Source organism: Klebsiella sp. K4, from assembly GCF_014596785.2.
In the GTDB taxonomy this organism is placed as follows: domain Bacteria; phylum Pseudomonadota; class Gammaproteobacteria; order Enterobacterales; family Enterobacteriaceae; genus Klebsiella; species Klebsiella pneumoniae.
The window spans coordinates 1-13,114 of sequence record NZ_CP115021.1 but is presented as its reverse complement, the minus strand read 5'-3'; the positions used below and the strand labels follow the sequence as shown (position 1 = coordinate 13,114).

The 13,114-nt window shown below is 56.7% G+C and carries 11 protein-coding genes; all 11 read right to left on the bottom strand.

Annotation, left to right across the window (positions count from 1 at the left end):
* Positions 1–26: 26 nt before the first annotated feature.
* The 11 genes from dgoD to dnaA all read right to left on the bottom strand — a co-directional run bounded on the left by dgoD (position 27) and on the right by dnaA (position 13,114).
* Positions 27–1,175 carry a galactonate dehydratase gene (gene dgoD, locus IB144_RS00055; protein WP_004150286.1) on the bottom strand — a complete coding sequence of 383 codons (1,149 nt, stop codon included), beginning with the start codon at positions 1,173–1,175 and terminating at the stop codon, positions 27–29.
* Complete coding sequence (locus IB144_RS00050) at positions 1,172–1,789, bottom strand: 2-dehydro-3-deoxy-6-phosphogalactonate aldolase (RefSeq protein ID WP_004181595.1); 618 nt, start codon at positions 1,787–1,789, stop codon at positions 1,172–1,174. Before IB144_RS00050 ends, dgoD begins: the two co-directional genes overlap by 4 nt.
* Entirely contained in the window at positions 1,773–2,651 is an 879-nt protein-coding gene (locus tag IB144_RS00045; protein ID WP_004145083.1) for a 2-dehydro-3-deoxygalactonokinase, read from the bottom strand. The genes IB144_RS00050 and IB144_RS00045 overlap by 17 nt, the downstream gene beginning before the upstream one ends.
* Positions 2,648–3,337, bottom strand: a complete 690-nt coding sequence (gene dgoR / locus IB144_RS00040; RefSeq protein WP_004145084.1) for a D-galactonate utilization transcriptional regulator DgoR — start codon at positions 3,335–3,337, stop codon at positions 2,648–2,650. The genes IB144_RS00045 and dgoR overlap by 4 nt, the downstream gene beginning before the upstream one ends.
* Positions 3,338–3,566: 229 nt before the next feature.
* Entirely contained in the window at positions 3,567–4,700 is a 1,134-nt protein-coding gene (locus IB144_RS00035; protein ID WP_023280681.1) for a BamA/TamA family outer membrane protein, read from the bottom strand.
* The gene (locus tag IB144_RS00030; RefSeq protein ID WP_074424970.1) at positions 4,697–5,779 is read right to left on the bottom strand and encodes a hypothetical protein; all 1,083 of its coding nucleotides are present in this window, start codon (positions 5,777–5,779) and stop codon (positions 4,697–4,699) included. The genes IB144_RS00035 and IB144_RS00030 overlap by 4 nt, the downstream gene beginning before the upstream one ends.
* Positions 5,780–5,928: 149 nt before the next feature.
* Complete coding sequence (gene yidA, locus IB144_RS00025) at positions 5,929–6,741, bottom strand: sugar-phosphatase (RefSeq protein WP_004151530.1); 813 nt, start codon at positions 6,739–6,741, stop codon at positions 5,929–5,931.
* A gap of 201 nt (positions 6,742–6,942) precedes the next feature.
* Positions 6,943–9,357, bottom strand: a complete 2,415-nt coding sequence (gene gyrB / locus IB144_RS00020; protein WP_004173845.1) for a DNA topoisomerase (ATP-hydrolyzing) subunit B — start codon at positions 9,355–9,357, stop codon at positions 6,943–6,945.
* A 28-nt stretch (positions 9,358–9,385) separates the two neighbouring features.
* Positions 9,386–10,459, bottom strand: a complete 1,074-nt coding sequence (gene recF / locus IB144_RS00015) for a DNA replication/repair protein RecF (RefSeq protein WP_004151532.1) — start codon at positions 10,457–10,459, stop codon at positions 9,386–9,388.
* A 146-nt stretch (positions 10,460–10,605) separates the two neighbouring features.
* Positions 10,606–11,706, bottom strand: a complete 1,101-nt coding sequence (dnaN, locus tag IB144_RS00010) for a DNA polymerase III subunit beta (protein WP_004145090.1) — start codon at positions 11,704–11,706, stop codon at positions 10,606–10,608.
* Between the two features lie 4 nt (positions 11,707–11,710).
* Positions 11,711–13,114 (bottom strand): chromosomal replication initiator protein DnaA, encoded by a 1,404-nt coding sequence (gene dnaA / locus IB144_RS00005; RefSeq protein ID WP_004151534.1) that lies wholly within the window; start codon positions 13,112–13,114, stop codon positions 11,711–11,713.

Below are 13,114 nucleotides of genomic sequence, written 5' to 3'. Positions count from 1 at the left end.
TCACCAGTGCGAAGTATGACGCGCATTTACCATTCGGCGACAGATCCATCCTCATACCGCCACAACGGATTTCGCCAGTCCGGCGCGTTTTTACTTAACTCAATCACGCGGGCCTCATCAATTTCCACGCCCAGCCCCGGCTTCATCAGAGGTTTAAAGAAGCCGCCTTCCATATTGAAATCTTCTTTGTTTTTCACAAAATCAAGCAGTTCGGCGCCTTTGTTGTAATGGATCCCCATGCTCTGCTCCTGGAAGACCGCGTTATGCGAAACGAAATCAACGTGCAGACAGGCTGCCAGCGCGATCGGCCCCAGCGGACAGTGCGGCGCCAGCCCAACGTCATAGGCTTCCGCCATGCCGGCAATTTTATAGCATTCGGTAATACCGCCTGCGTGCGACAGATCGGGTTGTAAAATAGCCACCCCGCCCGCTTCCAGGACCCGTTTAAATTCAAAGCGCGAAAACATACGTTCGCCGGCGGCAATGGGAATATGGGTTTGCGCCGCCAGCCGCGGATAATATTCCGCCTGCTCGGCTAATACCGGCTCCTCAATAAATAATGGGCGATATGGCTCCAGCTCTTTAATTAATACCTTAGCCATCGGCGCGCTAACGCGGCCGTGAAAATCGAGACCAAACTCAATTTCATTGCCAAACGCTTCGCGGATTTGCGCCACGGTATTCACCGCGGCATCAACCGCGCGGGAATTATCAATGATACCCATCTCTTCGCAGCCGTTTAATTTAAAGGTGTCAAAACCAATGCCGCGCAGCTTCTTAATCCCGTCAATCACTTCGGCGGGGCGGTCGCCGCCCACCCAGCTGTAGGCTTTAATTTTGTCGCGCACCAGCCCGCCCATCAGTTGCCACACTGGGGCATTCAGGACCTTACCTTTAATATCCCATAGCGCCTGATCAATACCGGCGATGGCGCTCATCATAATCGGGCCGCCGCGATAAAAGCCGCCGCGGTACATTACCTGCCACAGGTCATTAATCCGCGCCGGATCCTGACCAATCAGGTAATCGCCAAATTCATGAACGGCTGCCTCCACCGTACGGGCGCGCCCTTCAATCACCGGTTCGCCCCAGCCGACGATGCCTTCATCGGTTTCAATCTTCAGGAACATCCAACGCGGAGGTAAACGGTACGTGGTGATATTGGTTATTTTCATTTCACTGCCTCTCGATACGCTTTTACGAATGCGGCTGCCTGCTGCGCGGTACGTTCAACCGGCTGGCCGGCACGATAGAGATCGCTACCCAATCCTGCCCCAACACAGCCGGCATTAATCCACTGCGCCAGGTTTTCCGGCGTCACGCCGCCAACGGCAAAGACCGGAACCTCGGGCGGAAGCACGGCTTTCAACGCTTTGATGTAATCCGGGCCAAAAGCCGATGACGGGAAGATTTTCAGAGCCTGCGCGCCGGCATCGAGCGCGCTAAAGGCTTCGCTGGCGGTGGCGCAGCCTGGACACACGGTCATGCCGTAACCCACCGCTCGCCGGATCACTTCCGGTTGAATGTTTGGCGTCACAATCAGCCGACAGCCCATGGCCGCCAGCCTGTCGACCTGCTCCGGTTGCAGCACGGTGCCCGCGCCGATAAGCGCCTGCTCGCCGTAAGCGTCGACGACCTGCGGAATACTTTTCTCCCACTGCGGCGAGTTCAGCGGGATTTCGACCGCGTCGAAACCGGCGTCGATAACGGCGCCAACGTGAGCCAGCGCCTCGTCTGGCGTAATACCGCGCAGGATAGCGATAAGTGGAAGGTTAGTTTGCCACTGCATAAGCGATGCTCCTTATTCCTGTCTGAAATGCCGTATCGCCCGCAACCGCGCTGACTTCGCGGCCAATGGCGGCGAATGCCTGCTGATAGCGGGATGTTAACGATGACCCAGCGACGAGACTGATCGCCTGCTGTCCGGCGAATGTGTCGCTGAGGGTGGCAACTTCAGCGCCAATCAGCAGGCCGGAAAGAAATTCGCTAACCTGCTCGCGAGGCAGCGCGCCCAGCACGTGCGAAGCGCGAACTTCAAACAGCTGCGGCAGGACGGCGGGGTTGTTGATACCGCGCTGCAGACCTGCCGCGAATGCGGCAGCGGACGTTTCCTGCGGCGGTAAGCCGGCGCCCACCAGCGAGTGCTGAAGCAACAGATGATGCAATTCACCGGTCAAAACGGTACGAAAATCGTGAATTTGCCGGCGATCGGCCAGTACCCACTTGCAGTGGGTTCCCGGCATCACGTAGACAGACGAAGGGGCTAAGGCGCGAGCGCCCAGCAGCTGCGTTTCTTCCCCACGCATGACGTTATGGTTATCGTCACGGGAAACGCAAAGGCCGGGAATTATCCAGATATTGTCGCCAACGGCAGTTAACTGCTGGCCAATATCCGAGAAAGCGGCAGGAAGCGGCAAATAAGGGGCGATTTTCCAGCCCACGTTGCTGCCGACCATCCCTGCCATCACCACCGGTGTGGCGCCATCGCGCCAGTGCTGTGTGATTTCCGCTAACACCGCAGCGGGAGAGCGACCATTCAGGCGCGTTACGCCTGCTTCAGATTGCCTGCTTTCCAGGCATTCTTCGCCCTGATAAAGCCAGGCGCGTAAATTCGTCGATCCCCAATCTATTGCGATGTAGCGAGCCGTCATGTGATTTCCTTAAGCCTTCGTGTCGAGCTGGCGATCATCGTCAACGCCGCCTGCTCCGCCGCGTCGCTATCCTGATGCCGAATGGCGTCAAATAGCGCTTTATGTTCCTGGAGGGTTTTCGGCATGTTGCCTTCATCGCCCATCCAGGTCCGTTCAAATACCGCCCGCTGCAGCGAACTGATCGCCACGCTAAGCTGCTGCAAAACCGGGTTATGTACTGACTGCAGCACCGCCTCGTGGTAGCGAATATCCGCTTCGTTAAAGGCATCCCGGTTTTGGTTGTTGGCGATCATGTCATTGAGCGCCGACTCGATTTCCGCCAGATCGCTTGAGGTGGCGCGTTCCGCCGCCCAACGGGCAATGGCGGGTTCAACCAGGTTGCGCACTTCACTCATCGCGCTGATAAGACGCGGGTCATAGTCATTTTCCAGTACCCACTGCAGCACCTCGGTGTCGAGATAGTTCCACTGGTTTCTGGGAGCGACAAACGCGCCGCGATAGCGCTTCATTTCAATCAGCCGCTTCGCCATCAGGGAACGAAACACTTCGCGGATGATGTTGCGCGAGGTTTCAAACTCCTCACAGAGTTCCGCTTCGGCCGGAAGCGCCGAACCCGGGACGTATTTACCGCTGACGATCTGTTTGCCCAGCGAGATCACAATGCGATCGGTCTTATTGAGAGTCATGGAGAGTCCTTGTGCTCTATGTGTACTGCTCTACTTTACCGTCGCTGCTGAATTTCGCCTCATGTTTGTACTACTAACGTGATGCTGTACGTTATCAACATGAGCGTAATGTAGTACAACATTATTGTGTTGTACTACAATTTGGATCACAAAAAGAACAATTCATGAAAACTAAAGCGCAGCGGCCCTGACAAGAGGCGATAAGAGAGAAAATTAAGGGGAGGAGGCGTTAAAACGCTTCGCCGACCTGGAAGTAAAAGCCGCTGCTGCCATTGCCGATACCGTAGTCGAGGCGAACATTAACGCGAGGTTTGAATTCAAAGCGGTAGCCAACGCCCGCCGAAGGCAGCCAGCGGCCATTATTCAGCGACGACAGTGAGGGCCCCATGGTTCCCGCTCCTGCCCAGGCGACAATCCCGTGCCGCCAGGTGAGCTGCCGGCGATATTCCAGCTGGCCGCTGACGACGTTTTTATCCCGGTAGCGCCCCTGGTAGTAGCCGCGCATCCGTTCATCGCTGCCGAGCAGCGGCATCATGCTCCACGGTACCTCGCCCTGGGTGAAGGCGCCATCGGCCTCCCAGGCGAGCACGCTTTTCTCGCTCAGGGCATGATAATGGCTATAGTGCAGCTGAAATTCCTCAAAGCGGGTATCGCTACCTAATCCGGGCGCATAGTGGGTATAGCGGAGGTTGGCATACTGACCCCGGCGCGGGTTAGGGACAAAGTCGCGATCGTCCCAGTTGATATCGATGCTGGCGCCGGAGCTGAATACCGACGGTCCCTGCGGAGTGTTTTCTATCTTCGGCCGATCGTCATGGTTCATCTCATAGGCATTCTGCGCCGCCAGCGACCATCCCGCCCCGAGATAAACATGATCGATAAGCTGCCGATAAAGGGTGGGTCGCAGAGTCAGTACCTGGGCGGTATACTTCTCTTTTTCATTGTCTTTATCCCCGGCATGAAAACCCTGCCCCCAATAATAAGTGGGCGTATTGGCTATCGACCCGTCGACAAAAACGCGCCACAGATCACGATCGAAAAAGGTGTAGTTTTTCACGCTGAGGCCAAAGGCGCCGGTAGAGCTGGCGTAGCCGCTGAGCGTCAGGGTCGAGTTCTGGCTGGTGGTATCCTGCGGGTCGGGACGATACAGGCCGACGACAGCGGTGCCAATGCCCAACCCTAGTTCCGGCGTATAGAACGGACCGGGCATCACGCCCCAGTCGATGCCTTTGCTGGCGTCGAACTTATCGCTGGCGCCGAGATGCTGCAGCCAGCCGTCGATTTTCTCGCGGCTGAGCGCCTCGGCCTGGCTGCCTGTCGGGCAGGCCATCAGCAGCAGAAAAGTGATAAACAGTCGGCTCAAAAGCGATACTCGCCGGCAATAAAGAAACTGTTACGTTCGGCAAAGCCAAACTCGGTAGTAATATTAAAATTCTGCGTCAGCTCGTATTGCGCGCCCACCAGAACGTTCCATGGCGACTGAAGATGCTGCTTCACATCGAAGCGACCGTTATTGTCCTGGTTGGCCAGATTAACCATATTCTGCAGCATCGGCGACGGCATCGAGAGATCGCTGAGGCTGCCTTTAAACTCCTGCTGCACATCCTGATACATGCTGCCAACCCACAGATTTAGCTTTCCGGCGGGGAGATGCAGCGCATCGACCGATGGCGTACTGAAACGATAGCCAACGCGCGGCGAAAAGGTAAGCGCATCGATGCTGCCGTCGAGGATATCAAAGCGCGTTTGCGTGTAGTTGGCGTCCAGCACGGTAAACCAATTGCCGACGCCGCCCACCAGGGTGGTGCCCATCCCGTAGGTAGTACCTTTAAAATCGAGACGAAAGTCGAGATCCTGCATCCCCGGCAGGGGCACCACTTTACCGTTCGGTCCCTTCAGGCCGACAGCTATCTGCGAAATTGAATGCCCTTCGGTGTGCCCCACCAGGCCATAAACGTTCATAAACGGCAGCAGCCAGGCATCCAGCTTGAGCGTCTCGGTTTTGCTGCTTTCCCGCGTATGACCAACGCCAATCTGGAAAGCGTTATCCAGCGAGACCGGCCCATTAGCGAAAATATTCTTCACGGCGTGCTTGCAGACAGGATCCTTACCGCAATCGATATTGCGGCCATCCAGCGACAGCCCGGTGAAGTTAATGCTGTCGACATTAATATTCTGCCGCATATCCATATAGTTAATGCTGACGCCAAACGGCAGCGGCAGGACGTAGCCGCGCTTTCTGGCCTCATCGCCTAGCAAAGGGAGTAGCGAGGACGATGCTGCGGCCGCAGGCTGGCGACTTTCTGGCACCGGCAGATCCGCGGGCTCTGCGCCGTGATAGGCATACGCCGGTTCGAGCGGCGCCGTTGGTTCCGCGGCCGCGCAAATCTGAACAGAGGCGAATGGCAGCGTAACCAACATCAAACGGTGGTATATATTCATGAAAAGTATGATGTTAGTTCTGAGTTGCTAAAAAGAGGGCGGGTAGCTTATAGAATCCCCTGCAAGGATTGAGGGATTTAAATGCGGATTAACATCTGTTCATGAAAAAAGAGAAGACAGACCCGGCGAACGCCGGGCCGGAAAGAAGTTTACGCTAAAACGTATTTTTCAATGGCGAAGGCAACGCCATCTTCAAGGTTCGATTTGGTGATGAAGTTCGCCGCTTCTTTGACCGCAGGAATGGCGTTATCCATTGCCACGCCGACGCCGGCAAATTCAATCATCGCGATATCATTTTCCTGATCGCCAATCGCCATAATCTCTTCCGGCTTGATGCCCAGCGCATCGGCCAGCGACTTCACGCCAGTGCCTTTATTGACGCGTTTATCCAGTATTTCGAGGAAGTAAGGCGCACTTTTCAGCACGGTGTACTTCTCTTTCACTTCCGCCGGAATACGGGCGATGGCCTGGTCGAGGATTGCCGGCTCATCAATCATCATCACTTTCAGCAGCTGGATCTCAGGATCCATTTTCTCCGCTTCGCAGAACACCAGCGGAATGGTTGCCACATAGGATTCGTGGACGGTGTAGTAGCTGATATCGCGGTTCGCGGTATACAGCGTATTGCGATCCAGCGCATGGAAGTGGGAGCCGACCTCGCGGGAGAGCTGCTCAAGGAAGCGATAGTCGTCATAGCTCAGCGCGGTTTGCGCGACGGTGCTTCCGTCACCAGCCTTCTGCACCAGCGCGCCATTGTAGGTAATGCAGTAATCACCCGGCTGCTCCATATGCAGCTCTTTCAAATAGCTGTGGACGCCAGCGTAAGGGCGACCGGTGGTCAGCACCACGTTAACACCGCGCTCGCGCGCCGCGGCGATGGCGGCTTTCACCGCTGGAGAGATGGTATGGTCGGGCAGCAGCAGCGTGCCGTCCATATCGATTGCAATCAGTTTAATAGCCATAGGGTCCCCGGGTAAGATGAGTCTCCCCTCATGCTAACGCGATTCCGCTCAAAAAACAGTAAAAGTGTCGGCCAGAAAGGGGGATGGAACCGCAGCAGCGGATTCCTCTTTTAGCGGCAAAAGAAAAGCCCGATCGCGCGATGCGACCGGGCTTATACATCCTGTTGCCCCGGTAAAACTCGTTACCGGGAAACATGCGGCTTAAATATCGATATTCGCCGCTTTCAGGGCATTCTCTTCGATAAACGCGCGACGCGGCTCAACGGCATCACCCATCAGGGTGGTGAACAGCTGATCGGCAGCGATGGCATCCTTGACGGTCACGCGCAGCATGCGACGGCTGTCCGGATCCATGGTGGTTTCCCACAGCTGATCCGGGTTCATCTCGCCCAGACCTTTATAGCGCTGGATGGAGAGACCGCGACGGGACTCTTTCACCAGCCAGTCCAGGGCCTGCTCGAAGCTGGCTACCGGCTGACGACGTTCGCCGCGCTCGATGTAAGCATCTTCTTCCATCAGGCCGCGCAGTTTCTCGCCCAGGGCACAGATACGACGATATTCCGGCCCCATAATGAACTCGTTATCCAGCGGATAGTCGGTATCCACGCCGTGGGTACGTACGCGAATAACCGGCTCAAAATGCTGCAGTTCTTTGTTCTCGTGGAGATCGAATTTCCACTGGCTGCCGTGCTGTTCTTTCTCGTTCAGCTCGGAGACCAGGGTGTTCACCCAGCGGGTCACCTTCTGCTCGTCCGCCAGGTCGGCCTCGGTCAGGGTCGGCTGATAGATAAGCTCTTTCAGCAGCGCTTTCGGGAAGCGGCGCTCCATGCGGCCAATCATTTTCTGGGTGGCATTGAACTCGGCAACCAGTTTTTCCAGCGGTTCGCCCGCCAGCGCCGGCGCATTGGCGTTGGTGTGCAGGGTCGCACCGTCGAGCGCGATGGAGATCTGATACTGATCCATCGCTTCGTCGTCTTTAATGTACTGTTCCTGCTTGCCTTTCTTCACTTTGTACAGCGGCGGCTGGGCAATGTAGACGTGGCCGCGCTCAACGATCTCCGGCATCTGACGATAGAAGAAGGTCAACAGCAGGGTACGAATGTGCGAGCCGTCGACGTCCGCATCGGTCATGATGATGATGCTGTGGTAGCGCAGTTTATCCGGATTGTACTCATCGCGACCGATGCCGCAGCCCAGCGCGGTGATCAGCGTCGCCACTTCCTGGGAAGAGAGCATTTTATCGAAGCGGGCTTTCTCAACGTTAAGGATTTTACCCTTCAGCGGCAGGATCGCCTGGTTCTTGCGGTTACGACCCTGTTTAGCAGAGCCGCCCGCGGAGTCCCCTTCCACCAGGTACAGTTCGGACAGCGCCGGGTCGCGCTCCTGGCAATCCGCCAGTTTGCCCGGCAGGCCTGCCAGATCCAGCGCGCCTTTACGACGAGTCATCTCACGAGCGCGACGTGCGGCCTCACGGGCGCGCGCGGCGTCAATAATTTTGCCGACCACGATTTTCGCATCGGATGGGTTTTCCAGCAGGTATTCGCTCAGCAGTTCGTTCATCTGCTGCTCCACCGCCGATTTCACCTCGGAGGAGACCAGCTTGTCTTTGGTCTGCGAGGAGAATTTCGGATCCGGCACCTTCACGGATACCACGGCAATCAGGCCTTCACGCGCATCGTCGCCGGTGGCGCTGACTTTCGCTTTTTTGCTGTAGCCCTCTTTGTCCATATAGGCGTTAAGGGTACGGGTCATCGCCGCGCGGAAGCCGGCGAGGTGAGTACCGCCGTCACGCTGCGGAATGTTGTTGGTAAAGCAGTAGATATTTTCCTGGAAGCCGTCGTTCCACTGCAGGGCCACTTCCACGCCGATACCGTCTTTTTCGGTGGAGAAATAGAAAATATTCGGGTGGATCGGCGTTTTGTTCTTGTTGAGATACTCAACGAACGCCTTGATGCCGCCTTCGTAGTGGAAATGGTCTTCTTTGCCGTCGCGCTTATCGCGCAGGCGGATAGAGACGCCGGAGTTCAGGAACGACAGCTCGCGCAGGCGTTTCGCCAGGATGTCATATTCAAATTCGGTGACATTGGTGAAGGTTTCCAGGCTTGGCCAGAAACGCACCATGGTGCCGGTTTTGTCGGTTTCGCCAGTCACGGCCAGCGGTGCCTGCGGCACACCGTGTTCGTACATCTGCTTGTGAACTTTGTTATCGCGCTGGATAACCAGCTCCAGCTTCTGCGACAGGGCGTTAACCACCGAGACGCCTACGCCGTGCAGACCGCCGGAAACTTTATAGGAGTTATCATCGAATTTACCGCCAGCGTGCAGGACGGTCATGATAACTTCCGCTGCGGAGACGCCCTCTTCCGGGTGAATGCCGGTCGGGATGCCGCGGCCGTCATCCTGGACGGAGACGGAGTTATCGCTGTGGATGGTGACAACGATATCTTTGCAGTAACCCGCGAGCGCTTCGTCGATAGCGTTATCCACAACCTCGAATACCATGTGGTGCAGACCGGTGCCGTCATCCGTGTCGCCGATATACATACCCGGGCGCTTACGCACCGCATCCAGCCCTTTCAGGACTTTGATACTGGAGGAGTCATAAGAATTCGACATCAACGTTTCTCGCTCATTTAATCTTGGGTTAATCCGTTATTTTACCTTTTTCCACGCGGAACATCTTCGAATTTTTGTCCGACATGTCCATAACGTGTTCAGCGCTGATCGCGCTGACGAAAACCTGCGACTGCGTCGCTTTCAGGCGGCTGGATAACAGACCGCGGCGGGCATCATCAAGTTCCGAGGCAAAATCATCTATCAGGTACAGGCAGCGCCGCCCGCTGACGCGGGTGAGGAACTCTCCTTGCGCCAGACGCAGGGCGCACATCAGCAGCTTAAGCTGCCCGCGCGACAAGGTATCTTCCACCGGCGCTCCGTCGGCGCGAATGCGAAAATCCGCTTTATGCGGGCCGTGGGCGGTGTAGGTTAACATTCTGTCGCGCTCGAAATTCCGCTCCAACACCTCCGCGTAGTCGGTCTCTTTTTCCCAGCCGCGCTGGAAAGAGAAGGTGAGCGTGAATTCCGGTAAAAATTGCTGACAGGTATCCGCCATGTCTTCGACGATAGCGGCGCTGTATTCGGCACGCCAGCGGCTGATCTGCTCCGCCAGCGGGATTAATTCCAGATCCCAAGGCCGCAGCTGGGCATAGCGGCTGACCTGACGCAGCGCGGCGTTGCGCTGCTTGACCAGGCGCTTCAGGTTGCTCCAGGCGGTGAAGAATCCGGCTTCGTTATGAAAGCATCCCCAGTCAAGGAATGCTCTTCTGTATTTGGGGCCGCCGTTGAGTAAAGTAAACCCCTCCGGCGTAATCAGCTGCATCGGCATCAGGTGCGCCAGCTCCGCCACTTTGTGGCCGTCGGTGCCGTCGATACGCACCTTGCTGTCGCCCTGTTTGTCTTTGGTCAGGCCGATGGCGGTTTCCCGCTCTTCGCCCTGCAGACGGCCATGCAGAACAAACGCATCCTGCTCGTGTCGGATCACCCGGCCAATTTGCAAACTGCGAAATGCCCGGCCGTGGCCAAGCGTGTAGATAGCTTCCAGCACGCTGGTTTTGCCGCTGCCGTTCGCGCCAACCAGGAAGTTAAAGCCGGGAGATAAAGCGAGATCCGCGCTTTCAATATTGCGGAAGTCTTTGATGAGCAAGCGCGTCAGTGACATATCAGCGTTCTTTGGGCCAGGGCGTTATCGGCGCAGCCAGTTTCAACGCGGACTGCGCGCAGACCCTGGAGCGTACACAAAGTACGTGACAGGGGCGAGCACAGCCCAGGTTGAAAATGGCAAGTAAGATAGCCCGATATTTTCCACTACAATCTCATAGGCATGACGACATAGGCTGCGGATTGAGAGGCCGCATCCTCAATCTGCACGCTCGACACCGAATCCGTCAGCAGAATGCGTACATTCTCGCACTTCAGCGCATTCAGCACATCCAGCACATAGCTAACGTTGAAGCCAATCTCCATCTCCGTTCCGGCGTAGGTCACATCCAGAATCTCTTCCGCTTCTTCCTGTTCCGGGTTATTGGCGGTGATTTTCAGCTGGTTTTCGCTAACGTACAGCCGCACGCCGCGGAATTTCTCGTTGGAGAGAATCGCCGCGCGCGCAAAAGCCTGCTTCAGAATATCGCAGCCCGCTTCGAGGTGTTTATCCGGATTTTTCGGCAATACGCGGCGATAATCCGGGAAACGGCCATCAACCAGCTTAGAGGTGAAGATAAAATCGCCAACGTGGGCGCGGATATTGTTGCTGCCAATCTGCACGCGCAGCGGGGTATCCCCGCCGTCGAGCATCCGCATCAGCTCAATTACTCCTTTACGCGGCACGATCACCGAATGGTTCGGCAGCGACGCTTCCAGCGGCATCGAACAGACCGCCAGGCGGTGACCATCGGTGGCCACCGTGCGCAGTTCGCTGCCTTCGGTTTCAAACAGCATGCCGTTTAAGTAGTAACGAACATCCTGGTGCGCCATCGAGAACTGGGTGGCTTCGATCAGACGCTTCATGGTCGCCTGCGGCAGGGTAAACTCCACTTCACTCTGCCAATCATCCAGATTCGGGAAATCGGCGGCGGGCAGGGTCGACAGCGAGAAGCGGCTGCGGCCGGAACGCACCAGCATGCGATCGCCTTCCAACTGAACCGCGATCTCCGCGCCTTCCGGCAGGCCGCGGCAGATATCAAAGAATTTCCGTGCCGGAACGGTCGTTGCGCCCGCTTCGTGCGGCTGAACCAGCGCCACGCGCGCCACCATCTCCATTTCAAGATCGGTACCGGTCAGCGACAGCGCGCCGTCCGCGACCTGAAGCAGCAGGTTACCGAGAATGGGCAGCGTCGGACGACCACCTAACGGACCGCTCACCTGTTGCAGCGGTTTTAATAAATGTTCACGTTCTACGGTAAATTTCATAGCGTCACGAGGATAATGTTCTGATTAAATTGGAAAAATCTTCTTTAATGTCGTGGCTTTCTTCACGCAGCTGCTCAATCTTACGGCAGGCGTGCAGCACGGTGGTATGGTCGCGACCGCCAAACGCATCGCCGATTTCCGGCAGGCTGTGGTTGGTCAGCTCTTTGGCCAGCGCCATCGCCATCTGGCGAGGACGCGCCACCGAACGGGAGCGGCGTTTGGACAGCAGATCCGCTACCTTAATCTTGTAGTACTCCGCCACCGTCTTTTGAATATTGTCGATGGTGACCAGTTTTTCCTGCAGCGCCAGCAGATCGCGCAGCGCTTCGCGCACGAAATCGATGGTGATCGCCCGGCCGGTGAAGTTGGCGTTGGCGATAACGCGGTTCAGCGCCCCCTCCAGCTCACGCACGTTCGAGCGCAGACGCTTGGCAATAAAGAACGCCACTTCGCCCGGCAGGCGGATGTCGTTCTCGTCGGCTTTTTTCATCAGGATCGCGACGCGGGTTTCCAGCTCCGGCGGCTCGATCGCCACCGTCAGCCCCCAGCCGAAGCGGGATTTTAGACGATCCTCAACGCCGTTGATCTCTTTTGGATAACGATCCGACGTCAGGATGATCTGCTGATTACCTTCCAGAAGCGCATTGAAGGTGTGGAAAAACTCTTCCTGGGATCGTTCTTTATTGGCAAAGAACTGAATGTCATCGATCAGCAGGGCGTCAACGGAGCGGTAGTAACGCTTAAACTCTTCGATGGCGTTGTTCTGCAGCGCTTTAACCATGTCCTGAACGAAACGCTCGGAGTGCATATAGACCACTTTCGCGTTCGGCTTACGCGCCACAATGCCGTTGCCCACCGCGTGCAGCAGGTGAGTTTTACCCAGACCCGTCCCGCCATAGAGGAACAGGGGGTTGTAGGCGCCGCCCGGGTTATCCGCCACCTGACGCGCCGCCGCGCGGGCCAGCTGGTTAGATTTACCTTCGACGAAGTTATCAAACGTGTGTTTCACGTTAACGTTAGAGCGGTAGGTCGGCTCCGCCGGCGCCGGGACATTATCCCAGCCAGGGCGCACGATCGTCGGCGCCGCGCGCGCGGTCTGCACCTGCGCCGCCGGAATGGCCGCCGCAGCCGGGCTTACCGCCCCTTTCTGCAGCGAGCTGGCGGGCTTAGCGCCCACCTCAAAACGCAGCTGCGGGGCGTCCGCACCGCAAAAATCATTGAGGAGTCCATTGATATTATTGAGGTATTTGTCCCTTACCCAGTCGAGCACAAAACGGTTTGGCGCATACAGTGCCAGCGTGTTATCGCTCAGTTCCGCCTGCAATGGGCGGATCCACATGCTGAATTCTGTGGCTGGTAACTCATCCTGCAATCGGGCAAGACACTGCTGCCAAAGCGAAAGTGACAC

Coding starts and splice junctions, on each gene's coding strand:
- dgoD (WP_004150286.1), bottom strand. CDS start 1,175: ATGAAAATAACCAATATCACCACGTACCGTTTACCTCCGCGTTGGATG.
- IB144_RS00050 (WP_004181595.1), bottom strand. CDS start 1,789: ATGCAGTGGCAAACTAACCTTCCACTTATCGCTATCCTGCGCGGTATT.
- IB144_RS00045 (WP_004145083.1), bottom strand. CDS start 2,651: ATGACGGCTCGCTACATCGCAATAGATTGGGGATCGACGAATTTACGC.
- dgoR (WP_004145084.1), bottom strand. CDS start 3,337: ATGACTCTCAATAAGACCGATCGCATTGTGATCTCGCTGGGCAAACAG.
- IB144_RS00030 (WP_074424970.1), bottom strand. CDS start 5,779: ATGAATATATACCACCGTTTGATGTTGGTTACGCTGCCATTCGCCTCT.
- yidA (WP_004151530.1), bottom strand. CDS start 6,741: ATGGCTATTAAACTGATTGCAATCGATATGGACGGCACGCTGCTGCTG.
- gyrB (WP_004173845.1), bottom strand. CDS start 9,357: ATGTCGAATTCTTATGACTCCTCCAGTATCAAAGTCCTGAAAGGGCTG.
- recF (WP_004151532.1), bottom strand. CDS start 10,459: ATGTCACTGACGCGCTTGCTCATCAAAGACTTCCGCAATATTGAAAGC.
- dnaN (WP_004145090.1), bottom strand. CDS start 11,706: ATGAAATTTACCGTAGAACGTGAACATTTATTAAAACCGCTGCAACAG.